Genomic DNA, 25407 nt, shown 5'->3' with positions numbered 1-25407 from the left:
GCGCGTGTGTTTCCCACATGCCACCGGGCGATCAGTGCTGTTCGGTTTCTTCCGCGTCGGGGCCGGTGCGCGGCAGGACGACGAGGGCGAGCAGGACGCCGCCCACCACGACCACGGCACCGATCAGCATGCCGAGCGCGTAGCCGTCCGTGAGGGCATCCAGCGTGCCGGAGTCCCCGGTGCGGGCGTTGGCGGCGGTGCCCAGGGCGGCCAGCCCGAGCGCGGCGCCGATCTGGCGCGAACTGTTGAGCAGACCCGATGCGGCGCCCGCCTCGTGGGCCGCGACGCCCATGGTGCCGAGGGAGGCCATGGGAGCGAGACAGAGCCCGATGCCGATGCTGGCGACGATCGACGGCCCGAGGACGTCGGTGACGAACGAACCGTCGGCGGTGAACAGGCTGAACCAGGCGAATCCGATCCCGGTCAGCGCACCGCCGATGACGAGCAGCATCCGGGGCGCGAGACGGCCGCCCAGCTTGATGGCGAGCACCGACCCGACCACGACGCCGAACGCGAGCGGCAGGAATTCGACGCCGCTGCGGGCAGGGCTGCTCCCCAGCACACGCTGGAGGTACAGGGAGACGAAGTAGAAAGCCGACGCCATGGTGCCGCCGAGGAGGAGGACGAAGACGTTGGCACCGGTGACCGAGTGGTTGCGGAACAGGCCGAGCCGGATGAGCGGGTCGCGGGAGGTGGTCTTCTCCACGAAGAGGAAGGCGGCCAACAGGACGACGGCCGCGGCCAGCGTCATCAGGGTCGTGGACGAGGTCCACGGGTGCTGGTCGGTGCGGACGACGCCGAACACGAACAGGCTCATGCCGGCGGTGGCGAGGACGGCGCCCAGCACGTCCGGGCGGCCGCGCTCGACCGAGGGCCCGTCGGCCGCGATGCCGCGCCAGGCCAGGACCATCGCGACGACGACCATCGGCACGTTGACGAACATCACCCATTCCCAGCCCGCGTAGTCGGTGAGCAGACCACCGATGAGGACGCCGAAGGCCGCCCCCGCGGCGTTCACCGCGCTCCACACGCCGAACGCCTTCACGCGTTCCGGGCCGGACGGGAAGGTCGCGGTCAGCAGCGCCAGCGCTGCCGGAGCCAGCGCGGCGGCCCCGATGCCCTGCCCGGCCCGGGCGGCCACCAGGTGCCCCGGTTCCGTCGCGAAGCCGCCGAGGAGGGAGCCGATGCCGAACAGGGTGAGGCCGATCAGCACGAGCCGCTTGCGGCCGAACAGGTCGGCAATCTTGCCGCCCAGGAGGAGCAGCCCGCCGAAGGTGAGGGCGTAGGCGTGGATCACCCAGGTCAGGCCCACTTCGCTGAAGCCCAGGCTGGTGCGGATCTGAGGGAGCCCGACGTTCACGACCGACAGGTCGAGGGACACCATGAACTGCACGACAGCCACCGCGGCGAGCGTGAGCCCCGGCCGGGCACCCCCATCAGTGGCCGACGTTCCCTTTAATGAATCCGTATTGGTCACTGCGTCTCAATCTCTCTGTCGTTGCGTGTCTCGGTGGATTTTCGAACGCTTTCTAAAATGGCATCGGGGCAGTGTACTGTCCATCAAGTAACCTGATATGCAACCGGATTGAGCCACTCGGCCCCGCAATCGGATCCACCTCGCACCCCCGTTCGGGCCGGCTTCAGACGAGCTGTGCGCGGACCACCCAGTGATGGTCGTGGGGCGGGCAGAGCCGCTCGGGCGGAGCCGGCGCCCACGCGCACTCACCCGCGGCGAGCGCGCTCAGCGTGTACGCCTCCGACCGCCAGCCGTACCGGTCGAGGAAACCGCCGAAGTCCTCCATGCCGAGTTGGAACGCGGCCCCCCGGGACTTCATGAACGCCAGGAACCTCGCATTGGCCGGGTCCCGGAAGTACGGGGCGTGCGGTGCGTCGACGAGCAGCAGCGAACCGCGACTCGACAGCTTTCCGACGTCGGTGATCAGCCGGGTGAAGTGCTCGACGCGCAGGTACGGCAGCAGTCCCTCGGCGATCCACACCGCGGGCCGGTCCGGTTCGTAGCCCGCGTCCACCAGCCGCTGCGGCCACGTCTCGCCACGGAGGTCCTCGCTCAGCGCCACCCGACGGCAGGTGAGCCGGTCCGCGACCGGAGCGAGGAGGGTCCCCTTCGCCTCCAGCTGGCCCGGCAGGTCGACCTCGAAGTACCGTGTGCCCGCCGGGAGTCCGAGGCGCCAGGCCCGCGTGTCGCCGCCCGCCGCCAGGCACACCACCTGCGTGATGCCGTCGGCGACGGCCTGCCGCAGTGCGATGTCGCCGAAACGCCCCCGCACGATCACGGAGCCGACCGTGCCGCCCGCGGCCAGCGCCTCCTCCGCCATCCTCCACGACCGCGGCGTGCACAGCAGTTCGGCGTACTCGTCCGACAGGTACGGGTCGGGACGGGCGTTCTCCATGGCCCTGATGACGGCGGTGATGAAGCCGGTCTCCTTGACGGCTGCCGCCTCGTCGCTCTGCCGTGCCGTGTCTGTCACTCCGCACTCCCGATGTCGCGCCGCATGGCCTGCCGCCGACGTCGGCCGACAGAGAGAGTGGGGCGCGAGTTGACCCACTTGTGATCGAACTTTCCCGTCTCCGCGTAGCCGCGGGAGATCTCCGCGAGTTCCTCCTCGCTGAAGACGTCCCCGATGCTCTCGAATCCCCTCGGGGCCCTCTGGTGCGCCAGCGTCAGCACCTTCTCCGGCCCCATAGAGCGGTTGCTCCGCTGCAGTTCCGTCATCTGGGGCAGACGGTCCGCCTCGTATGCGCGCAGGGCGTCGGCCGGGTCGGAGTGCGAGGCGAGGTGCCACGCCAGCACCCGCGCGTCGACGACGGCCTGCGTGGCGCCGTTGGACCCGGCGGGGTACATCGGGTGGGCGGCGTCGCCCAGGAGCGTCACGCCGCCGAACGTCCACCGGGGGACGGGGTCCCTGTCGGCCATCGGGTACCGGTGGATCCGCTCGGTGTCCTCGAACAGGCGGGCCAGGTCCGTGTCCGGCGGCGACCAGCCGCCGAACTCGCGCAGGAGGAACCGCCGCACCCCGGCGACGTCCTCCGGGGGAGGGCCGTCGTCGGTGAAGTCCGGTGAGGCGGCGACCCAGTTGACGAGGCAGCGGTCCGTCGTCCCGTCCCGGTCGATCGGGTACAGGACGAGCCGCCTCCGGTCGTCCCCCAGGACGACCATGGAACGCCCGGTCAGGAACCCGCTGCCCCAGGCCGTCCCCCGGTACATCGTCACGCCGTTGGTCCGCGGCGGGCCCTCGTCCGGGTAGAAGGCCGCCCGCACGGCGGAGTGAATGCCGTCCGCCCCGACGAGGACGTCGGTCTCGACCGTGCGCCGGGAGCCGCCCTCGTACGCGAAGACCCCCCGCGGACCGCCTCGTTCGTCGTCCAGGCCCACGAGCCGGGCGCCGGTGACCATCGCGCCGTCGCCCAGGCGGCGCCGGACCTCCGCCGCCAGGACTGTGATGAGGTGCGAGCGGGATATCGAGAGCTGGGGCCAGCGGTGGCCCGCCGACAGCCCTCGGTCCTCCCGCCACACCAGGCGGCCCCGCGGGTTGCACATCACCAGCTCCCGTGTCTGGATCGCCTGTTGCCGCAGGTCGTCCAGCAGTCCGAGTTCCGCCAGTTCACGGACGGCGTTGGGCAGGATGTTCAGGCCGAACCCGAGCAGACGCGGACAGGGAGCGGCCTCGAAGACGGTGACGTCCTCGAAGCCCGCGGCGTGCAGACTGGTCGCGGTGGCCAGTCCGCCGATTCCGGCCCCGACAATCGTGATTCTCATCGCCCGTCCACACTCCGCGTCGTGACAATGACTTCACTGCGCGGCGATCGAGCCGATCGCGGCGTGGTTCTGCCGAGTGAGAGTGAGGATCTCGTCGAGGAGGTCCGTGCTTCCCCCGCCGCTGCCCAGTTCGTAGAGCCGCAGCTCCTCGTGGTAGGCGCGCCGCGCCATGACCAGATGCTTGCCGCGGAACGCGGCCAGGGTCCTGAGCGCCTCCCGCAACGCCTTCAGGCCGGCCTCCACGTGCCGCGTCTCGTCCTGCGAGCGGGAGTCTCCGAGGGCCGCGGCGTAACGGGAGGCCAGGGACGGCGCCGCTCTCCATTCCTCGTACCGGGTCCGCCAGTCGGGGAGCGTGTGCGAGGCGAGTTCGTCACAGAACGCCAGGTACTCCTCGCTGCCCCGGTCCGACGCCCACAGCAGTATGTCGACCAGGAAGAGGGGCACATGGGCAGCGGCCGGGCCCATGTACGTGCGGCCCGCCACGCGGATGTCCTCGAAGTACGGCCGCAGCTCGCGGGCGAAGAACTCGGGGGAGACGCCCAGGAGCACGTTCCTCATCGTCGTGTCGACCGCCGCGACCCGCGAGGTGAGGCATGCCCATGCGCCGGCCTGCTCGGAGCCGCGCGGGTCCATGGCGGACAGGGAGCGGCCGGCGTCGAGGGCGAGCGCCAGCTCCGGTACGCAGGTGCGCACCGCGCCGACGAGGCTGCGCTCCATCGGGTGGCCGGTGTAGAGCCGCTCGCGCTCTCCCTGAGGATTCCAGCACGTATAGTGGTAGACAGTGTCGCGCGGGATCAGACGCGTGCGTCGGCCCAGCAGTTCGAACGTTCCGGTGGCGCCCGCGACGACGTCGAAGGCGACCACCCCGTGCCTCTTCAGGCTGCCGAGGTACATCCCCAGGTCGCGCATCGCGGCGAGGCACTCCGGAAGCGTGAAACCGGCGACGCGCTCCTCCATGGGGAGCGCCTCGCCGAGGACCCGCGCCAACGCGTCGACGTCGGCGGACTCGTTCATCTTGGGAAGTTGCCGCAGCTCGTCGTCGAGGTGCAGCGGATCGAGCTGTGCGACCTGTGCGTTGAATTCCTCGGAAGCTATGTGCGCTCTGGAATGCATCGGAACCAACTTCCGGAGAGATCGCATGGTCACATGACGTCGGAGGCACCGGACTCAGGACGAGGGCGCCCGTCCTTCGACGAACATCTCGCGCGCCTTCGACCGCTGCAGCTTCCCGCTGGTGGTCTTGGGGATGCTGCGCCTGGGCACCAGGTGCACCGCGGCGGCCCGCACCCCGGTCCGGGCACTGACGGCGGCCCTGACGGACCGGCGCAACTCCTCGTGCCGCTCCGCCTCCAGCTCCGTCTCAACGATCAGGTGCAGTTCCTCCGAGTCGCTCCCGTCGTCCCGGTGGCCGACGGCGATCACCGCGCCGAGGCGCACGCCGGGCACGGTCTCGGCGGCCTGCTCGAAGTCCGACGGGAAGTAGTTCGCGCCGCGGATGATGATGAGGTCCTTGGCCCTGCTGGTGATCCGCAGCCGGCCGCCCCGCAGATAGCCGATGTCGCCCGTCTTCCACCAGTCCGGCGCGGCGATCGACGCGTCCGTCGCCTCCGGCAGGTCGAAGTATCCGGCCGTGCGCGAGGGACTGCGGAACTGGACGTGTCCGATCTCGTTCTCGCCCAGGGTGCGGCCTTCGCCGTCCACGATGCGGACCTCCGCCCCGACCACCGGCTCACCGCAGTCCACGATCTGCAGCGCGTCCGGGTGCTGCCGCGGGTCGACGTCGACCGCCCGCGCGTCGGTGACGGCGGCTGTCCGGTCGATGGAGTCGTACGTGAACGGCTCCTCGGGCCGCGTGGTGGAGATGACGAGGGTCGCCTCCGCCATGCCGTAGCCGGGCGTGAAGGCGTCGGCGGGCAGTCCCCAGCGGGCGAAGCGCTCGGTGAAGCGACGCGCGGTGCCGGGCTGGATGGGTTCCGCTCCGCAGAGCGCCATCCGCCAGGACGACAGATCGACGCCTTCCAGCTCGTCGTCGCGCACACGGGCGGTGACGTAGCCGTACGCGAAGTTCGGGCCGGTCGCGAACCTGCCGCGGTGCGTGCTGATGAGCCGCAGCCACTCGGCCGGGGCGCGCAGGAACCGGGTGGGCGGCATGAGCACGGTGCTCGCGCCGGCGAAGACCGGGCACAGCACCCCGGTGAGCAGCCCCATGTCGTGGTAGAGCGGAGCCCAGCTGACCATTGTGTCCTCGCGCGTCCAGCCGAAGGCCCCGATCAGCTGCTCGCAGTTGGCAGCGAGGGCCGCGTGCGAGATCATCACGCCCTTGGGGGTGCCCGTGGAACCCGAGGTGCACTGGATCAGCGCCAGGTCGTCACCGTCCGGCAGGCGCAGGGGTTCCTGCGGCGCGTCACTCGCGGTGGCCCGCGCGTACAGCTCGGCTCCGTCGAACAGCTGGGTGCCGCCGAGGTGGGGGAGGTTCTCGATCACCGCCGCCGTCGTGACGATCGCGGTGGGACGCAGGTACCCCACGAGGTCCTTCAGCTGCGCCTCGAACCCCGCCGCGCCGCCGAAACTGACGGGCAGCGAGATCGCCGTCGGCATGGCCCCGAGCAGCTGGGAGCCCAGGAAGGCGGTGACGAACGGCCTGCCCGTCGGCAGACAGAGCAGCACCCGGTCGCCGCGGCCGATACCGCGCTCCCTGAGGGCCGCCGCGGACCGCGCGACCGCTTCGAGGAGGCCGTCGTAGCGCAGCGTCTCCTCTCTGCCCGGCTCCGGTACCAGCGTCAGCCCCGATCCGTCCGGGCCTCTTTCCGCCTCTGCCGCCAACGCGTGCAGGATGCTCGGGAAACGCGGGCGAAGTGTGATCATCCGAAGTTCTCCTCGAGAGCGCGCTTGAGTGGATCGACGGTCCACGGCTGTACCGAGACGTCGTCGGCTACGATGCGGGCGGGAAGCAGCCCGTGGCGTATGGACAGGTCCCTGGCGGCCAGCACACCCGCCGAGGAGAGTCCGCCGTAGGACGGGCTCGGCGTGTCGGGTTCGAAGCCGAGCAGGATGGTCTCGGCCAGGCAGGAGTACAGGATTCCCGGCGGCAGCGTGATGCCGGGGAAGTGGGGGGTCTGCCCGCCGGGCAGCTGTATGCGGCCGCCGGACACCAGTCGGACGTTCGGCAGGCCCTCCACCGCCGGGTGCACGTCACCGGGAACCGCGAGGTCGCAGACGAGGACGTCCCGGTCGCCGGCGAGGTGCGGGGGCAGGATCACCGGCTCCGCCGCGTTGGTGGCGCTGACCACGATGGGGCAGTCACGCAGGGCGGTGAGGTCCTCGGCGACCTTTACGTCGACCAGCGGGGAGAGCCGGTCGGCGACCGTCGCCAGTCGCCGCGCCGAACCGGGCCGGCCGACCAGCACCAGCGCATCGCAGTGCGGGGCGACGAGTTCGGCCATCACCGCGCCGATGTTCCCGATGCCGCCGACGACGCCGACCCGGCGCTCGCCCGGCGGAGTCAGGGCCAGTTGCGCCGTCAGCAGGTCGTAGGCGCAGGCGGCGGTCAGCGAGTTGCCCGACGTCACCCTGACATCGCTCTCCACCACGTCCCGTCCGGCGTTGGTGACGATCGAGGTGTGGCCGCCTAGGCCGATGACCTCGGCGCCGAGCGAGACGCCCAGTTCCACCGCGTCGAGCACCGTCCGGCGCAGCCAGGCGCCCTGGCCTGCCCGCAGCGCGGCGTTGGCCTGGGCCGCGGTGAACGGCACCGCCACCATGACGACCTCGGTCTCGCCCTGCGCCTCGGACTTGACGCGGTGACGGGCGACCTCGAACGGGTCGACCTCACCCCACATCCGGTCGAGCGCCGCCGCGCACTGCTCGTCGGACCAGGCCGCCAGCTCCGGCGCCATGTGCGTCAGCTTGCCCGGCACATCCAGATTGGCGAGGAACGCGACCCGCGACCCACCGCCGCGGTGCGACGGCCGGTCGCGGCGCGGCAAGGGGACGTGCTGCCGGGGCTGCCAGGCCTCGGCCGCCGGCACCGTCAGGTGCTCCAGCAGGGTCGCGTACTCGCCCTCGGAGAGCAGCCGTGCGACGTCGTCGAACGCGGCGGCGATCCGGTCGACGTCGGCGGGTTCCAGCAGCGCCGACGGCTCGACGCGCAGGGTGGTGGGCGCGGAAAGGGTCGGAATGACCCTGATCCGGTGCTCGTGGAGCAGCCGGCCGGCGATCAGGTAGCCGAGCGACTCGGAGTCGAACACCTCGCGCAGCAGCCCGGAGTCGGGCCGCGGCAGGGCGAACTCGACGCCGAGGAGCAGTCCCCGCCCGCGTACCTCGACGATGGCGTCCGGCCGGCGGGCGGCCACCTCCGCCAGTCGGTTGCGCAGCAGCGTGCCCGTCTCCACGATGCGGTCGCGGTACGCGACGGAGAGGTCCACCGCGGCCTTGGCGATCAGCGAGGAGAAGTCGTCGTCGGCGAAGGTGGAGGTGTGGTGACGGCCGAACTCGGCCACGTACCGGTCGGCGGCGACGAGCAGCGCCGAGACCTTCGCGAGTCCGCCGCCGAGAGACTTGGAGAACAGGTAGTAGTCGGCGGCCACCCCGGAGGTCTCGGAGGCGAGGAACGTGCCGGTGCGCCCCATGCCGCTCTGGATCTCGTCGAACACCAGCACCGCCTCGTGCCGGTCGGCGAGCTCGCGCAGGGCGGCGAGGGTTTCGGCGGGGACTTCGCGCACCCCGGACTCGCCCTGGATGGGCTCGGCGAAGCAGGCGGCCACCGGCGACAGGTGGCGGACGCCGGAGTGCGGCATCCCGGCGGCGTCGAGGCGGACCGAGTGGACGGGTATGCGTTCGGAGTCGAGCGCGGCCACCACGGCCTCGGGCGTCCAGTCGTCGAGCCGCCGGTGCCGGGGTCCCGGTACGCGCAGATCGGCCGGCACGTTGCCGCCGTGCGTCAGCGTGCCGGCCGCGGCCGACTTGCCGTGGAAGGCGTGGCTCAGCGAGACGAAGAGGGGATCCGTGTCCCGCAGGGCGGCGATCCGGTCGAGGGCCTCGCTCAGCACCGCCGCGCAGGGGCGCCCCTGCGCGGGCCCGCTCGTGCAGGGGACGTCCGCGAGACCGTCGCGGCGCACCCGGCGCAGGGCGAGTTCGTACTCCTCTTGCAGCGCGCCGAGCCGGCGCCGGTGCTCGACCGTGGCGTGCTTCACCGCGCCTTCGACCGCGTCCGCGCCCGTGCTGCCGAAGGTCACCACGTACCGTGCGCCGGTCGTGGCGCCGACGAGGTCGGACAGCCGCTGCGCCAGTGCGGCCGCCCCCGGCCGGATGCTGGCCTGGGCGTTGAAGGGGATCTGCCGGTCGAGGCACCGGCGCGCCACGTCGAGCAGTTCCGGGTGGTTGTGCCCGAACAGCGACGAACCCGCGCCGCCGACCAGGTCGAGCACCTGGTCGTCGCCCTGGGAGAGGCCCGCTCCGTCCTGCGGCTCCAGGACCAGGTGGTCACCGTGGCCGACCCGATAGGTGGCGTCCAGGCGGAGTGCGCGGAACAGCCTGGCGAACTCCGGGCGGACGAAGCGTCCAAAGGTGGATACGTCGCTCACGCGTCACCATCTCCCTGCCCGACCCGCACGGTGAGCAGCGCGGAGATCTGCTCGACGACGTCATGCAGGGTCCGCATCTCGGCGGCCTGTTCGTCCGATATGCGCAGGTCGAACGCGGCCTCCATCTCGACCACCAGGCTGATGGACCGGATGGAATCGAGGCCGTAGTCGACGAGCGGGGCCCCCGGGTCGAGTTCGGGAACCTGGAGCTCGCGCCGGAACATTTCGTCGACGACCTCAAGAATTTCGCGGTTCATTGCTTCTTTCCCCATTCGAACGCCAATGGTTCAGCCGATACAGGCTCAGCAGGGTGGACCCGTCGCACCGTTCGACGCCGTATCGCCACGGCGAACGAGAGCTCCGTCTCCGAACGAACCCACACCGGTACCGGCTCGCCGCGGTACGAGGCGAGCAACGCGTCGCCCGACCGGCGCAGTTGGATCCGCCAGAACATGAACTCGCCGAGCCCGCCGTGGCCGTTCATGGCCTTGAAGGCCGCTTCCTTCGCGGTGAACAGATCGCGCGCCGTGTACCCGCCGGCCGGCGCGAGCAGCGTGCGCCGCTCGTGCTCGGCCAGGACGAACGCCGCCATGCGAGGACTGACGGCCGCGCTCTCGATGTCGACGCCGACCGCCTCGGCGCCGGGGACCACCACCGCGACCGCCCGGCGCTCGGTGTGGGAGATGGACCCGGCGAATCCCAGGGGGAAGCGTGGCCGCCCGTCGGCTTCACGGGGAACGATCCGGTCGGCCGACCCGGCCAGGGCGAGGGCCTCGGCCGCCGCCCGACGCCCCGCCACGGACTGCTGAGCCCGTCCGTAGGGGCGGGCCACCGGGTGGAACGCGACCGACGCCTCCGGACCGACGCCCGCGGGCGGTTCCCACGCGACAGCCACCGGACGTCCCCGTGCCCTTCAGTTCCGCAGCGCCAGGACGTGACGAGCCAGCGAGTCGATCGAGCGCAGCGCCTCCGGCTCTACGTCGTCGTCCCACTCGAACCCGAACGCGTCCTCCATCGCCACCAGCAGGCTCACCAGACCGGTGGAGGGCAGTCCGGACTCGCGCAGCGAGGCGGAGTCCGGGACGCCGTCGGCGAACCGCTCACTGCCGGACAGGTCGACCAGCAGCCCGCGGATGCGCTGCCGGATCTCGGCCCCGGTGTCAGACACGCGATTCCACTTCCTCCACGAACTTGCCGACGAGCACCTCGAAGCCCTCGGGGTCGTCGAGGAACGGCACGTGGCCGGCGTTCGGCATGATCTCGCAGCGCCCGTCCGGGAACAGCGCGGCGACGTCGTGCCCGCGCTGCGGGCTCAGCAGGATGTCGTCGTCGCCGAGGACGAGCAGTGTCGGCGCGGTGACGCGGGACAGGAGCGCGGAACTGGGGTCGCCGGTCTGGACGAGCGTCAGGCCGTTGGTCAGCTCCTCGGGGGTGGACATCGCCAGGAAGCTCTCGCGGAGCCCGAGGAATCCCGGGGTGCCGCCCTGCTCGTTCATCTCGCCGCTGATCACCTCGGCGTAGATCTGGTTGTAGAGGGCGGCCATGCCGTGGTGCTGGAGGGTCAGCAGCCACGAGCGGTTCAGCTGCCGGTGACGCCGCATGCCCTTGAGGCCGAAGACCGGTCCCGCCAGCACCAGGCCCTTGACCCGGCCCGGGTGCGTGAGCGCCACGTCCCTGGCGAGCTGCGAGGAGGCCGACGTGGCGACCAGGTAGGTCGCGTCGATCTCCAGCGCGTCGAGCAGGCCGATCACGTCCGCCGCGTGCTCCTCCCAGGTCGGCTCCGTGTCGAGCCGCGAGGACGCCCCGTGATTGGCCATGTCGTAGCTCACGACACGGTGGTTCTTCACGAGCTCCTGGGTGTGCGCCCGCCAGAACGGGCTGGTGATGAAGAAGTTGTTGAGCAGCGTGAGGGCGGGGCCCTCACCGCTGGACTCGTAGTAGAGCTCGACACCGTCCCTGGTGCGGATGCGGGGGGTGTCCTCGCGATACGACAGGTCGTACGGCTCGTGGTCTTCACTGTCCGACACGGGTTTCCGTCCTTCTCTGGTTTCCTGTGGCCGTTGGGGCCCGGAGCACGCCTGCGTACGCGGCGACGACGTCGGCCGCCGAGGCCTCCGCGGTGACCGCGGTGCAGGACTGGCCGCAGTACAGTGCCATCTCCTCGATGCGCCCGGTGGTCGCTTCGGTCGGTACGGCCGCGCTGAAGCGGGGCACCAGGTACGGCTTCCCCTCGACCACCGTGCGGCCGATGAACTTCTTGGGCTGACCGGGATCGGCGGTCACGCTCGTCGCCAGCACCCGGTGCCGGCGGCCGGGCCACCCGATCTCGTAGACGTCGGTGATCACGGTGTCGCTTGCGTCGGCAGTGGTCACGGCCGACTTGAACCGGCCGTGCGCGCGCGACTCGTGCGCGACGACGAAGGCGGTGCCGAGCAGCACGCCGTCGGCTCCCGCGGCGACGGCCCGCTCGGCCTCGGCCGGCGCGCCGATGCCGCCCGCGGCGACGAGGCAGGCGTCGGGCAGCCGGTCGCGCAGCGCGGCGACCAGCTCGTCCCGCCGCGACGTGCCCAGCAGGTGGCCGCCGGCCTCGATGCCCTGGGCCACCACTACGGCGCCGCGCTCGGCCGCGTGGACACCGTCCTCGACGTTCCCCACCTGCACCACCAGGTGCCGTCCCGCCGCGGCGACCCGTTCGAACACCGCGTCCTCGGGCATGCCGAACAGGGACACGTACACGTGCCGCGGCGTCTCGGCGAGCACCTGCTCCACCTGGCGGTCGAGCTCATCGGGCCCGACCACCTCCGGGATCAGGTTCACGCCGACGGGCCGGTCGGTTCCGGCGACCAGCCGTTCCAGTACGGCCGACAGGGCGTCGCCGGCCAGCTTGTACCCGCCCACGCAGCCCGCCGCGCCGGCCCGGGACACCGCGCAGGCGAGTCCCGTGCCCGCGACACCGCCCATGCCCGACTGGAGCAGGCTCACCTCCGTACCGAGGACCGCCGCCACCGTGGCACGCATCAGCCGAGGCCCTCGAGCGCGGACACCGCCGCGGCGGTGGTGCCGAACCGGTCGGTCAGGGCGTGCACCCAGCGCTCCAGGCCGAAGGCGAGGCAGCTGGTGTGCGCCGTCTCGTCGCCCGCCTGGATCTCGCACCGCTCGCCGAAGAAGTTCCGGTGGTAGTTGACGGAGCCGATCGCCACACCGTTGACGACGAACTCCTCCTTCACCGGGAACAGCCGCTGCATCTTCGCCTTGCCGCCGTTCTTGTCGAAGAACGGATCGGTGGCGACCTCCAGCTTGAGGTCCAGGCCGAGTTCGGCGCACAGGGCCGTCACCGCGTCCTTGGCGCGGACCAGGTGGCTCTTCGCCGCCTCCTCCGGCCCGACGCAGACGATCTCCCGCATGGTGAAGCCGAGCAGCCGCTGCAGGCCCCGGTAGTGGTCCTCGTTGCGGAAGCAGGTGCCCACCGTGGTCCGCAGCGTGCCCATGGCGGGCAGCGTGGAGCCGGCCAGGTCCAGGTAGATCGAGTAGCACGCCGCAGAGGGCAGCGCGAACGCGGTCGGCTCCATGACCTCGGTGGGCATCAGGTCGACCGGCCGGGGGCTCTGCGCCAGGTGGGCGCCGAGGCGCTGGGGGTCGAGCCGGGTCGCGGTGAAGCCCAGATGCGGGAAGTTGTCGTAGTAGTCGAAGGTGTCCAGATCCTGACAGCGCATCAGGAAGGGGTACCGGAACTCCGGGGCGCCCCACTCACCGGCCCAGCGCAGCACCAGCGCGTCGAACGCCCGCAGCAGTCGCAGCTGGCTTCCGTCGAGAACTCCCAGACCGTTGTCGGTCGCTGCTGTGGTCATCGTGCCGCTTCCTTCGTGAAGAACGCCGCCGCGATCGCGTCGAGCGTGCGGAAGTCGTCCAGGTCCACGTCCTCCGGATCGATCGGCTCGCCGGTCAGCTCCTCCAGCAGGAAGATGAACTCGACGAAGGCCAGCGAGTTGATGGCCCGGCTGTCGATCAGGTCCAGGTCGCTGGGCAGGTCCTGCAGCTTGGGGTTGCGGCTCAGGATGAACTCCCGCAGCGCCTGCATCGGTTCGGCCGTCACTTGATCAGTTCCATTCCCACGCCCGCCTTCGACAGGAACTTCCTCGTCCGCTTCAGGATCTGGTCGTGCGCCTCCACCCGGGCCGGGTGCTCCAGCGCGCGGCGGCGCAGCGCGAGGGCGTCCGGGATGCCCGCGTCGCGGTAGGCGGCAGGGTTGTAGAGGGTCGCGACGCTGTACTGCAGGTAGTTCTCCAGGTACTCGGCGACTGCCGGCACCTCGTCCGGGTCGCGCTTGACCACCTGGCCGAGCAGGTTGGTGAAGATCATCCGGCCGAACGCGACGTGCCGGCTCTCGTCCTGGTGGTGCACCCGGTTGATCTCACGGGCGATGTGCGGCAGCGACTCGTCGGTCGCCATGTACGCGTTGTAGTAGTCGACGATCTCCTCGAAGATCAGGATGCGCGCGAACACGATGAGCTCGCGGGCCACCGGCGACAGGTGCTGCACCGAGTCGGCCTTCAGCGTCGGCTGCGCCGGGTACAGCTTGCCGCCGTAGCGCAGGCAGAACTGCGCGAAGAACCACATGTGCTCGTTTTCCTCACCGATGAAGTGGTGCAGGAATTCCGAGGCGTCCGCATAGGTGCGCTCGTGAATGCGCATCACGACCTCGCTGAGGAGTTCGCGAATTCCGTGGATGTTGAGACTGAAGAAATTGATCGCCTCGTAGCGGGTCAGCGCGAGCTGCTGTTCACGCGTGAGCTCGTCCCACATCGGGGTGCCCGCCAGCGTGGTGAGACTCTCACTCATCCAGGGCTTGTCCGGCTCGATCGTGTCAGGCCAGTCGAACATCGTGTACGGGTTGTAGTACCCGGATTCGGCCATGTTCTCCAGCCGGTCCAGCTCGAGCACGATCGGTTCGATCTCAGACACCGCCATTTACTCGCCCTTTCACACAGTGATGCAGATCATTCGGCTTCAACGAGCCGGTCGGATGTCCGCGCGCACCTGGGCCGGCACCGGTGAACCGCATGCGTGGCGACCGAAGGAGGCATTGCCCGAAGCGGTGGACTGGATCACCTTGTTGTACGTCGACCCCAGGCACAGTTCCTGGAAGTCCCTGGTGTCCGGAGACAGCCGCGCGGCCAGCTGCGCCTTGGCGATGTCGACGCTCTTGAGGACCCCGTCCTCGTCCTCCACCTCCACGCACGCGTGCGGTAGGTCGAGGGCCCCGCCGAGCACCCCGCAGAACCAGCCCCGCTTCGCCTCGGCCGGGTACCCGGCCTCGCGGAACCGCTCGGCCAGCAGCAGGCTGGCGGCGATGCAGCTGGTCGAGCCCATCTCGTGCACGAGCTGGTAGTCGGCCTGCATGGCGACCGGGATCATCTGCCAGCGGTAGCCGGCGTCGAGGTAGTCGCGGGTCAGGGTGCGCAGCTCGGGCGAGACCAGAGGCGTGCGTGCGCCCCGCGTGGTGATCGTCGCCGCGTACTCTGCCGTCTTGGAGCCCGGCTCCAGGGCCGCCCCGCCGACCACGGTTCCGCCGAAGCGGACGACATCGGGCGCCTCGAAGTGCCAGGGCGCGTGCCCCTCGCACTCGGGGCACTCCAGACGGACACGGAAGTCCCAGGACTTCGGACGCAGCAGAGGCTCGACCGGACGGCCGGCGAACCGGAACAGCATGCGGAACGTCAATTCCGGCTGTGTGTGCGACGTCTGTGAATACATGCCGAGGTTGTACAGGTCGTTCATGTCGAAATGGCGCACTCCCGCGCGCTCCTCGAACGGCAGCGACGCCTCGACCAGCCGGTCGATCTCGGCCGGGCCGCAGCGCAGCAGTTCCCGCGCCACGGTCTCCGGCACGGTCTTGTCGGAATACTCGGCGGGGACGAACTCGATTGAATCCGCCACCTTTTCCCAGGGTGTGCCCGGGACTTCGGTTCTGTCTGACACGGGCTATCCCTCCAGCAAGAAGAAAGCACCGACGGTTCGGGGCCCGCCCTATGTGGCCGGCGACCCCTGGCTTCTGCCTGAATCCCCGGAACGGGCTCGACGGTACCAGCCAGCAATTGCCGCGCAACAGGCTGATTTCACATGCTCACCCGTGTGTTTTGCACAGAGGAAATCGCGACCAGCTACGCCTTTCCGGCCGCGGCGCCGACACCCGAGGCCACGATCCGCAGCTCGCCGTGCTCGTAGCGCCGCTTGCACTCCGTGCGCTGCACCTTGCCGCTCGAGGTCTTCGGCAGCGCGCCGCGCCGTACGACGACGATGTCGTCCGGCGTGATCCGGTGATCGCTCCGTATCGCGTCGTACACCTGCGCCCGAACCGCCGCGGCGCCGGGGGAGTTGAGGAGCCGGCCGTCCGCCTCCACGACCAGCACGAGCCGCTCGGCCTCCCCGTCGTCGCAGGAGAAGGCGCTCACGCTGTTCGGGTGCAGACCCGGCACGGCACGTTCGGCGGTCAGCTCGATGTCCTGCGGGTAGTGGTTGCGGCCCTTGCGGATGATGACGTCCTTCAGGCGGCCGGCGACGTACAGCTCGTCGTCGTGCAGGAAGCCGAGATCACCGGTGCGCAGATGAGGCCGGTCGAGGGCGCCCTCACCCGCGATCCGTGCCCGGAACGTCTCCTCGGTCTCCTCCGGCCGCCCGAGGTAACCGGCCGCCGTGCAGGGGCCGTCGATCCAGATCTCGCCCACCCGCCCCTCGGGCAGGGCGCACCGGGTGACGGGGTCCACGATCCGCACCCGGGTGCGGCCTGACGTACTGCCGTTGCTGACGAGGGGAACGGCGTCCTCCGCGCCTTCGCCGACGGGCCGCACCACGCCTTCGCCCAGGGCCGCCGCGGAGACCCAGAGCGCGGTGGGCTCCTGGTCCGCGCGGGAGGCGGTGGTCTTGAGCGTGTTCTCCGCCAGGCCGTAACCGGGGCTCATGGCCCGCGAGTCGAAGCCGTACGGCGCGAACGCGTCGATGAACGACCGGAGGGCGGCCCAGCGCACCGGCTCGGCCCCGTTGGCGGCCGTCCGCCAACGCGACAGGTCGCCCACGGCGCCGGTCTTGCCGTCCGCGGCGGCACGCGCGCACAGTTCGTAGGCGAAGCTGGGCGCCGCCGAGTGCGTTCCGCCGAACAAGGCCATGGCCTCGAGCCAGCGCGCCGGACGGCGGATGAACGCCTCGGGGGCCATCAGATACGCGGGGATGCCGGCCCACAGGGGCATGACGATGCCGAAGAGCATACCCATGTCGTGGAAGTGGGGCAGCCAGCTCACGACGGTGCCGTCGGGCTCGCACGGGAACGCCTCGTCGGTCTCGGCCGCGCTGGCGAGGAAGTTGGCGTGGGTGACCATCACTCCCTTGGGGGACCCCGTCGAGCCCGACGTGTACTGCAGGAGCGCGGTGTCCTCGGGGCCCGGCAGCGGCGGCTGGGGGGCGCCCGTGTCGTACCCGAGGGTGTCGGTGGCCAGCAGGGTCAGCCCGTCCAGGGCGGGCAGGCCGGCGAAGCTCTCCCGGAGGTCGCGGGCCGCCTCGGCGGTGGTCAGGACGGTCGTGGTGCCGGCGTCGTCGGCGATCCGGCGCATCCGGTGCACCTCTTCACGACGCCGGGGCACCTGGACCGGCGCACCGGCCACGCGCCCGTACATGCACCCGAGGACGGTCCGTACGAACTCCAGGCCCGAGGGGTACATGAGCACGGCGCTGCGCCCGGCGAGGCCGGCGGCGGCGAAGGCGGCGGCGCGCAGACCGGCGAGCTCGTGGAGCTCGCGGTAGGTGAGGCTCTCGTGGGGCACTTCACCCTCGCGCAGGTGGACGAAGGCGGTCTCGTCCGGTTGCTTCTCACTGCACAGCCGCAGGGTGTCGGGAACGGTACGCACGTCCGCGCTCGGATGCGGTCCGATGCTGCTCACGGTCAGGATCTCCTTGTCGGCCGGTCGTGCACGGAAGAGTTCGGTGAGTGAGGCCCGGAGGTGCGGCGCCGGGACCTCGAAGGCCGACCGGGCGCGTCGTGGCGCCCGCCGTTCATGTACGGCGTGCCGCCGGGGCCGGTGTGGTCGAGGAGCGGTCCGGGTCAGGAGTCGGACGGTCTCGGCGGAACGGTGCTGCCGGCCGGGACCGGGGCGCCGGCGGACGGGCTTCCGCCGGGTTCGCCGAGCGGCCTCGGGGTGGGGGCCCCGGGACCGGAGGAACGCTGGCGGGGGAGCCGGCGTGGCTCGCTCTCCCGTCCCGGGGCGTCCGCTGCCGCCGCGAGGGTCCTCTCCAGCGCGTCCAGTACCGCGGTGGTCGTCTCCGCGGACGCGGGGACGATGTCGGCCAGGAGCAGGTAGCCGTGCACCAGGCCCGGACCCGGGACGTGTTCCACCGTGACGCCGGCGGCGGCCAGCCGGGCGGCCAGCTCCACCCCCTCGTCGTGCAGTGGATCGAACTCGGCGGTACCGAGCACCGTCGGCGGCAGCCCGTGCAGATCGGCGCGGAGCAGGTCGATCGCCGGGTCGGTGCCGTGCCGCGGATCCTGCACGTACTGCTCGTAGTACCACCGCAGATCGTCGGCGTCGGTCAGGTAGCCCGAGCCGTAGGCGCGGATGGACTCGGACGTCATCTCCGGGTCGGCCGGCGGGTACACGAGCAGCTGCGCGGCGAAGTCGACGTTCCCATGGTCGCGTTCGTGCAGGGCGACCCCCACGGCCAGGCCCGCCCCCGCGCTGTCGCCGGCGATCACGTGCCCGCGGCCGGGGAACGCGGCGGCCGCCCACTCCGCGGCGGCGATCCCGTCCTGGAGGGGACCGGGATAGGGATGCTCCGGCGCGCGCCGGTAGTCGGCGGAGACCACGACCGCTCCGAGGGCGGCGGCGACGCGGCGGCAGACCCCGTCGTGGGTGTCGACGTCGCCGACGGTCCAGCCGCCGCCGTGCAGGTACGTCACCAGGCGGCCCCGGTCGGTCTGCGGCCGGTACGTCCGCACGCCGAAGCTGCCGTCCACACCGTCGATCCGCTGATCGGTCACGCCGGCGACGGGTGCCCGCGCGGCGTCGCGGCGCGTGTGGGCGGCGCTTTCGGCGTACCGTCGGCGCACCTGGTCGACCGTGAGCGTGCGCGCCGGAGCCTGTGGGTCGCCCGCCTGCCATTGGATCAAGGCGCGGATGAAGCGGTCCATGGGCACGAGACTCTCCTCGGGTCACACCGGCCAAGTAGTCAGCAGACGCTCTTCGGACCCCGTGCGACAGCGGCGGCCGCGAGGGCGGGCAGGGCGGGGCGGGCGTGCGGGGCGGCACGGCGCCGTCGCGCGTGACTATTCGCCCTGGGCGACGTGCGAACGGGCGGAGGATCGCCCGAACTCGCCGGAATCAGCTGGGTGGGACAGTGGCCGCCGATACCGGCACGCTACAACGCCGGCCCCCGTCTCCCTCATATGCAGTTCTCACGACCTGCGGTTAAAATTCCATGTCCTGGACTGCGAACTCCCGGCCAAGATGGCTTGTTTCTGCGGGTGACGCATGTGCCTTTGGGAGTCGGGTGACAATCGGATTGGCCGCTGCTAGCGTGGGCGGCCATTAACGGGTTGAAGACGGGGGAGACGTGTTTGCCGACGTTATGATCTTCAGTTCGCTCACCAGCACCGCACTTCTGAGTGATGTGCGACAGGCGGCTGCGGCGATGGCGAGGTAACGTTCCCCACTCCCACGCCCCAGCGCAAGGCTTTCGACGCGGCATTCGGAATCGTCGCCTCCGCTAAAGGCCGTCGAGGGCTCGACGGAAAGCGGATCCATACCGCGCCCAACCACAGACTGCCCCGGACAGCCGTGTAGTCGACGGGTGTTCGCGGCGGCATGCCCGGATTATCCGGCTGTTGGCGTGAGCGGTGTACCGCGGTTATGGTCCTGCGCGCCAGGCACATCGGAATGCCACAAAGTACGGTGCGACTTTCAACTTTCACAAGGGTAAAAGAGGTCGGATAAAATACCGCTGACTCTTCGCACGCCAGTGCTACTCTCGGCGCGAGTTACCTGCTACGAGTCTGCTCGCCGCGGGCTCTGACAGGCGGCGAGATTCACGATGACGGTCGGCAACCAGAAGGGCTCACAGCCCGACATGGCTTGACTGATGATCGACAATCTACGTTGGGGGACGAATGAGAATCGATGTATTCATGTCCGACGGCCTGCATCTATCGCGCTTCGGGCTCACAGCACTGCTGGAACGCCATGAGGACATCCGAGTCGTCGGATCCTCGGAAGACAACTTCAGCGCCCTGGAGTTCGCCCAGTTACACAGCCCCGACGTAGTCATCCTCAGCTTAGAAGGCGCTGACAGCGACGCCATCTCCATTGCCGAAAAGATAGCGAGCCTCCCGGGCTGTCGCAGTATGCTGCTGGTCACCTCGTCCACCCGGTCGATCGTCCGTCAGGCATTCGCCGCCGGGATCGGCGGAATCGTCGAGCGAAGCATGCGGCCCCGCCAGTTCTTCGAAGCCATCCACCGTGTCCATCAGGGCGAAAGGGTCTTCGACGCGGAACTGACGGTCGCCGCCCTGGTCAACGAGGACTGCCCGCTGACCGAGCGGGAATTCGCCGTGCTGGAGAACATCTCCCGCGGCGACACGATCGACGAGGTCGCGGCGCGGTTGCACCTCTCACGGGGAACTGTACGCAACTACCTCTCGTCCGTGGTGGCGAAGTTGCACGCCCGCAACAGGATCGACGCATTGCGGATCGCCCAGAAGTCGAACTGGATCTGACCCCGCACTCGCCGACGCGGACTCCGCGTGCGCCGGGGCCGCTCTTCGTGGACGTCGCGTCCCCTCCCGCCCGCCCCGGCGCACGCGCCGCGTCGCGACGACCCGGCCCCTTTGCCTTTCCACGACAGGACAGCCACGAAGGGCCAACCAATCGTGAACATATCCGAGTTACTTTCCCATGCGCTGCATGTGATCGCGGCGCTCGCCGTCGTTCTGCTCCTGGCCGTCATGGGGCGGGCGGGCGCCCGGTGGCTTCGACAGCCGGAAGTCGTCGGGGAGGTCACGGCCGGAGTGCTGATCGGGCCCGTTGTACTAGCGCTGGCCGACCGCGAACTGTTCGACACGCTGCTGCCGCCCTCCGTCCTCACAGTGCTCAAACTGCTGGGTCAGACGGGACTCGTCCTCTATCTGGTCGGTCTCGCCCACAACTTGGGGCTGGGGTCCGACGGACCGTCGAAGCGCACCCTTTCCGCCCTCGTCGCCGGCGCCTTCGCGCTGCCCCTCGTCACCGGCCTCCTGCTGGTCGGCGTCATCGAGGTCAGCGACGACGCGGTTGTCCGTGGCGAAGCGTCGCTCCCAGCCTTTCTGCTGATGGTCGCGGTGGCCATGTCCATCACCGCGGTCCCTGTGCTGTCCCGCATCCTCAGCGACCGGGGCATGAGCGACTCGCTGGAAGGGCGGTCCTCCCTGGCCGCCACCGTGGCCATGGACGGCCTCGGCTGGATCATGCTCACGCTCGCCATCGGGCTCGGCGCGGGCAACCTGTCCGGCCTTGGCGAGTCCGGCATCGCGCTTCTCGTGGGCGGCGGCTGTGCGTTGCTGCTGCGCATGGGCCTGCGTACCGGGCCGGCGCGCCGGCTGTGCGTGCGGATGCCCCGGACCTCCGCGGCCCTCGTCGGCGCGGCCGCGCTGGGTACGGCCCTGCTGACCGAGCACCTGGGCATGACCGCCATCGTCGGCGCCGCGCTGGTCGGCCTCGCGATCACCGGTGACACCATGGCCGTATGGGCCGGGCCCGTGGCCTCCGTGTCGCGCGCCGGGCGGGCGCTGACGCCCGTCTTCTTCGTCGTCACCGGCGTCACCGTGCTCATCGGCGCCTTCTCCGCCGCGCCCTGGCTGCTGATCGCCGCCGCACTCGTACTGGGCTGCGCGGGCAAGCTGGCCGGCGGCTACATCGGGGCCCGGCTGGGCGGCATGAGCCGAGCTTCGGCCTGCCGCGTCGGGGCCCTGATGAACACCCGGGGCCTGACCGAACTGATCGTGCTGGAGGCCGGGCACCGCGCGGGAATCCTGTCCGCGCCCCTCGTCCTGGCCCTCATCGTGATGGCCCTGGCAACCACGGCGATGACGGGACCGCTGCTGAGCCTCATCGACCGCGCCGAGCGGCGCCGCGGCATGGTGCCGGCCGGCCCGGCGGCCCTTCGGCCCGTGCCGACCGAGAGTGGTTCCCGCTGACCGGCGCAACCCTCTCGCCGGCTCGAAGAGAGGAACACCGCGGCAGGCATGCGAAATTCACAGGCCGTGGTGTGACTCTAATCTCGCGCAGGTACCACAAGTGTGGATACCGTGATCACCGGAAGTCCCGCGAGAAATCCTGGATCGAGATTCCGGGCATTGCGTCGGCCACCGAGCCGCCGGCACCCGAAGCATCCAGCCTTATGCCGCTCCAAGCGTCGTCTTCGAGCGCGATTAGGATCGAGGAGAAACCATGGCTCGCACAAAAACGTTCGCGCTGAGCGCCGAAGAGCTTGAACAGTTCCGCCGAGACGGCTACATCGGCCCCTTCGATCTGTACACCGAAGACGAGATGGAAGTCCATTACAAGGAGATCAGGCCGAAGCTGCTCCGGACCAAGACGTCCATTTACAGCGGCGGGCAGACGGAGTCCGGCAACACGAACCTCGCGGCCAGCTACGACCGCCACCTCGACGTCGACTTCCTCGCCGAGCACATCACCCGGCCGGAGATCGTGGACAGGGTGTCGAGCATCCTCGGTCCCGACACGCTCTGCTGGCGTACCGAGCTCTTTCCCAAGTACCCCGGTGACGAGGGCACGGACTGGCACCAGGCGGACAACTTCTCCAGCGTCGACGGTGCGAAGCACCCGCACATCGTCTGGCCGGAGGACGCGGAGTTCGGCGGCACCATCACGGCCTGGACCGCCTTCACCGAGGCGACGGTCGACAACGGCTGCCTCCAGTTCATCCCGGGCACGCACACGTCGATGAACTACGACGAGTCGAAGATCATGGAGTACAACCCGGACGTCATCAACAAGGTGGAGAAGGAGGGCGTCAAGCGCGGCCTCTTCGGCTACGACTACCGGCAGTTGCAGAAGGACCCGGACTGGTCCCCCGACGAGTCCAAGGCCGTCTCCCAGGTCATGCGCCGCGGGCAGTTCATCCTCTTCTGGTCCACGCTCATGCATGCCTCGCATCCGCACAGCGGAAAGACGGACCAGATGCGGCTCGGCTTCGCCTCCCGCTACCTCCCCACCCAGGTCAAGGTCTACCCGTACTCCGACGAGCTCCACGAGTTCGGAGCGCGGGCCAGCCTTGAGAAGTTCGGCAACGTGCTGGTCTCCGGTGAGGACCGGTACGGCCACAACCGCTTCGTCGAGACCACCGTCAACGGATTCCACTTCCCCCGCCACTAGGAGAGACGAACGATGAGCGAGACGGACAACCGTATGGCGCCGGAGGCCCTGCAGGCCTGGGTCATCGACGAGTGCAAGCAGCTCGGCCTGCGCGTCACGGACGGCACGGACGACTTCTTCGAGGCCGGCGGCACCTCGCTGACCGCGGTGAAGCTGATCGAGCGCGCGGAGCGAGAGTTCGGCGACGACTCGCTTCCCGCGGACGAGCTGTTCACCACGAGCAAGGTCACAGAGATCGTGGCCAGCATCCAGCGGAACACCAAGCACGCCGACTCGGTGTCGGACTAGCGGAGTGGGCGTGGCGGCGGCGGACGACAAGTGGGTGATGACGCTCAAGGCGGTGGCAGAGCCCGCCGGCACGTTGATCTGCTTTCCCTACGCGGGCGGGAGTCCCGAGACCTTCCGCGCCTGGTGCGACGGGATCGCGGACGACATCGAGGTGCTGTGCGTGGTGCTGCCCGGCCGGGGACGCCGCCTCAAGGAAGCGCGCTACGAGCAGTGGCAGCCCTTGGTGGACGACGTCTTCGAAGCACTCTCGCTCTACCTGGACCGCCGCCACGCCTTCTACGGTCACAGCTTCGGTGGCCGGCTGGCCTACGAGCTGGCCCACCGGACGCCCGCCGCGTACCCGGGAAAGACGAGCCGGCTGTTCATCTCCGGCTGCCGGAGCCCGGACTCGCCGCAACGGCGCCCGTACATGCATCAGATGACGGAGAGCGATTTCCGCGGTGCGGTGGCCGGCATGGGAGGCACGCCGGCGGAGCTGTTCGAGCAGGAGAAGCTGCTGCGCCTGCTCCTGCCGACCGTACGGAGCGAGATCCGGCTCGCCGAGATATGGGGTGACCGGCACACCTCGGGTGTGGACGTGCCCATCACCGCCCTATACAGCCTGGACGATGCGATTGACAGCTGGGAAACCATGCGCGGCTGGCAGAAATTCACCACGCGGCAGTGCGAGCTGGTCGAAGTTCCCGGCGGACACTTCTTCGTGGACAGCCACCCGGAACACGTAACAAGAATCGTCAACACACGTCTGGGGAATGTGGATGGATAAGATCGCCCTCTCGGAAGAGGCTCTCTCTATTCATCGGAAGATCAACGGGACCGATGCCGCGTACCCCGAGGAGAGCCTGAAGGAGCTCTTCGAGGCCGCCGCCGCCCGTCGTCCCGAGGCCGTCGCGGTCGTCCACCAGGAGCGCACCTTCACGTACCGCGAGCTCAACGGCCTGGCGAACAGCCTGAGCGGGCGGCTCCGCGCGGGCGGGGTGGAGCCCGGCCACGTCGTGGGACTGTCCATCAAGCGTTCGCCGGAGCTGATCGTCGCCATGCTGGCGATCATCAAGTGCGGCGCCACGTACCTTCCCGTCGACCGCGCGTGGCCGGACGATCGTCTGAACGGCATCCTCGGCCGGACCGGCTGTACGGCCCTGCTGACCGACGCGCCCGGCGAACTGGCGGCACGCTTCGCACAGTTGCGAGTGGTGCCCGTCGACCTGGCGGCGCTGGACGCCGGCGAGGAGAACCCTTCCCTGCGGGTCGATCCGGACTCCCTCGCCTACATCGTCTTCACGTCGGGATCGACCGGGACCCCCAAGGGCGTTCCGATCCGGCACCGGGGCGTCACCCGCCTGGTGACCGACCCCCTTTTCGTCTCCCTCGACGAGAACGCCGTCATCCCGCAGCTGGCGTCGGTGTTCTTCGACGCCGCGGCCTTCGAGATCTGGGGGGCGCTGCTCAACGGCGGGACGTGCGTGCTCTACCCGTCGGACTACGTCCGGCTTTCGGAGCTGAAGCGGCTCGTGGAGCGGAACGGCGTCACGGCGCTCTTCATCACGACGGCTCTCTTCAACGTCATCGTGGACGAGGCCCCGGGCACGCTCGACAGCGTGCAGACGATTCTGACCGGCGGCGAGGCACATTCCCTGGGGCACATCGAAAGGGCCCGGAAGCACTACGGGGACGGAAAGGTCGTCAGCGTCTACGGGCCCACCGAGTGTTCCGTGTTTGCCACGTACTATCCCGTCCGGTCTTCGGTCCAGGGCGAATCCGCCCTGCCGATCGGCCTGCCCATCCAGAACACGTCGATGTACATCGTCTCGGACGGCGTGCTGTGCGCGCCCGGCGAGGTCGGCGAGGTGTGCCTGGCCGGCCCCGGGCTGTCGCCGGGCTATCTCGGCATGGACGAGCTGACGAAGAAGAAGTACGTCGAGTACGAGATCGACGGCGAGAAGATCGTGCTCTACCACACCGGAGACCGCGGCTTCTGCCGGGAGGACGGCAATGTCGTCTTCCAGGGCCGGCTGGACGACCAGGTGAAGGTCAACGGCTTCCGGATCGAACTCGGCGAGATCACGCACTTCATGAACGAGGTGCCGTACGTCAAGCAGAGCCACGTCACCACGATCGAGAAGGAATCCGGCGAGAAGGTCGTGGTGGCCTTCGTCGTGCCGGCCGACGCCGACTGCACACCCCAGGCATGCCACGACCACCTGGTCACCAAGGTTCCCCGCTACATGGTGCCCGGAGAGATTCACGTGCGCGACAGCCTGCCGCTGACGGGCTCGGGCAAGGTGGACCGAAAGGCACTCCTTGCCGGCCGCGGAACCCCTGAATGAGGACGAGAGAAGGGCACGAT

The 25407-nt window shown here is 69.9% G+C and carries 23 protein-coding genes; 6 read left to right on the top strand and 17 right to left on the bottom strand.

What is annotated here, in order from left to right; translation table 11 throughout:
• Window positions 1–31: 31 nt before the first annotated feature.
• The 17 genes from ABZ016_RS32610 to ABZ016_RS32530 form a co-directional block, all read right to left on the bottom strand.
• Window positions 32–1402: an MFS transporter gene (locus ABZ016_RS32610; protein ID WP_356920300.1), complete on the bottom strand. Its 1371-nt coding sequence runs from the start codon at window positions 1400–1402 to the stop codon at window positions 32–34.
• A 238-nt stretch (window positions 1403–1640) separates the two neighbouring features.
• On the bottom strand, window positions 1641–2489 hold the full coding sequence (locus ABZ016_RS32605; protein WP_356920299.1) for an SAM-dependent methyltransferase: 849 nt from the start codon (window positions 2487–2489) through the stop codon (window positions 1641–1643).
• Complete coding sequence (locus tag ABZ016_RS32600; RefSeq protein ID WP_356920298.1) at window positions 2486–3778, bottom strand: flavin-dependent oxidoreductase; 1293 nt, start codon at window positions 3776–3778, stop codon at window positions 2486–2488. The genes ABZ016_RS32605 and ABZ016_RS32600 overlap by 4 nt, the downstream gene beginning before the upstream one ends.
• 33 nt (window positions 3779–3811) lie before the next feature.
• Entirely contained in the window at window positions 3812–4891 is a 1080-nt protein-coding gene (locus tag ABZ016_RS32595) for a monodechloroaminopyrrolnitrin synthase PrnB family protein (RefSeq protein ID WP_356920297.1), read from the bottom strand.
• Between the two features lie 54 nt (window positions 4892–4945).
• Window positions 4946–6643 carry a fatty acyl-AMP ligase gene (locus ABZ016_RS32590; RefSeq protein WP_356920296.1) on the bottom strand — a complete coding sequence of 566 codons (1698 nt, stop codon included), beginning with the start codon at window positions 6641–6643 and terminating at the stop codon, window positions 4946–4948.
• Window positions 6640–9360 (bottom strand): aminotransferase class III-fold pyridoxal phosphate-dependent enzyme, encoded by a 2721-nt coding sequence (locus tag ABZ016_RS32585; protein ID WP_356920295.1) that lies wholly within the window; start codon window positions 9358–9360, stop codon window positions 6640–6642. The genes ABZ016_RS32590 and ABZ016_RS32585 overlap by 4 nt, the downstream gene beginning before the upstream one ends.
• Window positions 9357–9617, bottom strand: a complete 261-nt coding sequence (locus ABZ016_RS32580) for an acyl carrier protein (protein WP_356920294.1) — start codon at window positions 9615–9617, stop codon at window positions 9357–9359. The genes ABZ016_RS32585 and ABZ016_RS32580 overlap by 4 nt, the downstream gene beginning before the upstream one ends.
• Window positions 9614–10255, bottom strand: a complete 642-nt coding sequence (locus ABZ016_RS32575; RefSeq protein ID WP_356920293.1) for a 4'-phosphopantetheinyl transferase superfamily protein — start codon at window positions 10253–10255, stop codon at window positions 9614–9616. Before ABZ016_RS32575 ends, ABZ016_RS32580 begins: the two co-directional genes overlap by 4 nt.
• A gap of 18 nt (window positions 10256–10273) precedes the next feature.
• Window positions 10274–10528, bottom strand: a complete 255-nt coding sequence (locus tag ABZ016_RS32570) for an acyl carrier protein (protein WP_356920292.1) — start codon at window positions 10526–10528, stop codon at window positions 10274–10276.
• A complete protein-coding gene (locus ABZ016_RS32565) occupies window positions 10521–11387 on the bottom strand; it encodes an alpha/beta fold hydrolase (RefSeq protein ID WP_356920291.1) in 867 nt (288 codons plus the stop codon). Before ABZ016_RS32565 ends, ABZ016_RS32570 begins: the two co-directional genes overlap by 8 nt.
• Window positions 11374–12378 carry a nitronate monooxygenase gene (locus tag ABZ016_RS32560; protein WP_356920290.1) on the bottom strand — a complete coding sequence of 335 codons (1005 nt, stop codon included), beginning with the start codon at window positions 12376–12378 and terminating at the stop codon, window positions 11374–11376. Before ABZ016_RS32560 ends, ABZ016_RS32565 begins: the two co-directional genes overlap by 14 nt.
• The gene (locus ABZ016_RS32555) at window positions 12378–13208 is read right to left on the bottom strand and encodes an aminoacyl--tRNA ligase-related protein (RefSeq protein WP_356920289.1); all 831 of its coding nucleotides are present in this window, start codon (window positions 13206–13208) and stop codon (window positions 12378–12380) included. The genes ABZ016_RS32560 and ABZ016_RS32555 overlap by 1 nt, the downstream gene beginning before the upstream one ends.
• Window positions 13205–13453 carry an acyl carrier protein gene (locus tag ABZ016_RS32550; RefSeq protein WP_356920288.1) on the bottom strand — a complete coding sequence of 83 codons (249 nt, stop codon included), beginning with the start codon at window positions 13451–13453 and terminating at the stop codon, window positions 13205–13207. The genes ABZ016_RS32555 and ABZ016_RS32550 overlap by 4 nt, the downstream gene beginning before the upstream one ends.
• Window positions 13450–14328, bottom strand: a complete 879-nt coding sequence (locus ABZ016_RS32545) for a diiron oxygenase (RefSeq protein ID WP_356920287.1) — start codon at window positions 14326–14328, stop codon at window positions 13450–13452. The genes ABZ016_RS32550 and ABZ016_RS32545 overlap by 4 nt, the downstream gene beginning before the upstream one ends.
• Before the next feature lie 39 nt (window positions 14329–14367).
• Window positions 14368–15297, bottom strand: a complete 930-nt coding sequence (locus ABZ016_RS32540; protein WP_356920286.1) for a hypothetical protein — start codon at window positions 15295–15297, stop codon at window positions 14368–14370.
• 224 nt (window positions 15298–15521) lie between these two features.
• A complete protein-coding gene (locus ABZ016_RS32535) occupies window positions 15522–17291 on the bottom strand; it encodes a fatty acyl-AMP ligase (RefSeq protein ID WP_356920285.1) in 1770 nt (589 codons plus the stop codon).
• A 161-nt stretch (window positions 17292–17452) separates the two neighbouring features.
• The gene (locus ABZ016_RS32530; protein ID WP_356920284.1) at window positions 17453–18535 is read right to left on the bottom strand and encodes an alpha/beta hydrolase; all 1083 of its coding nucleotides are present in this window, start codon (window positions 18533–18535) and stop codon (window positions 17453–17455) included.
• A 993-nt stretch (window positions 18536–19528) separates the two neighbouring features.
• Between ABZ016_RS32530 and ABZ016_RS32525 the strand changes: the two genes are divergently transcribed.
• From ABZ016_RS32525 to ABZ016_RS32500, 6 genes are all read left to right on the top strand, one after another.
• Window positions 19529–20116 (top strand): response regulator transcription factor, encoded by a 588-nt coding sequence (locus ABZ016_RS32525; protein ID WP_356920283.1) that lies wholly within the window; start codon window positions 19529–19531, stop codon window positions 20114–20116.
• 153 nt (window positions 20117–20269) lie between these two features.
• Complete coding sequence (locus tag ABZ016_RS32520; RefSeq protein WP_356920282.1) at window positions 20270–21571, top strand: cation:proton antiporter; 1302 nt, start codon at window positions 20270–20272, stop codon at window positions 21569–21571.
• A 253-nt stretch (window positions 21572–21824) separates the two neighbouring features.
• Window positions 21825–22772: a chlorinating enzyme gene (locus tag ABZ016_RS32515; RefSeq protein WP_356920281.1), complete on the top strand. Its 948-nt coding sequence runs from the start codon at window positions 21825–21827 to the stop codon at window positions 22770–22772.
• A gap of 12 nt (window positions 22773–22784) precedes the next feature.
• On the top strand, window positions 22785–23060 hold the full coding sequence (locus tag ABZ016_RS32510; protein WP_356920280.1) for a phosphopantetheine-binding protein: 276 nt from the start codon (window positions 22785–22787) through the stop codon (window positions 23058–23060).
• 10 nt (window positions 23061–23070) lie between these two features.
• Window positions 23071–23826 (top strand): alpha/beta fold hydrolase, encoded by a 756-nt coding sequence (locus ABZ016_RS32505; RefSeq protein WP_356920279.1) that lies wholly within the window; start codon window positions 23071–23073, stop codon window positions 23824–23826.
• The gene (locus ABZ016_RS32500) at window positions 23819–25387 is read left to right on the top strand and encodes an amino acid adenylation domain-containing protein (RefSeq protein ID WP_356920278.1); all 1569 of its coding nucleotides are present in this window, start codon (window positions 23819–23821) and stop codon (window positions 25385–25387) included. The genes ABZ016_RS32505 and ABZ016_RS32500 overlap by 8 nt, the downstream gene beginning before the upstream one ends.
• The last annotated feature ends 20 nt before the right edge of the window (window positions 25388–25407 follow it).

Source organism: Streptomyces sp. NPDC006372, assembly GCF_040612515.1.
Classification (GTDB): domain Bacteria; phylum Actinomycetota; class Actinomycetes; order Streptomycetales; family Streptomycetaceae; genus Streptomyces.
Note: the sequence above shows the minus strand (reverse complement) of the source record. Positions and strands in the feature narration are given on the sequence as shown.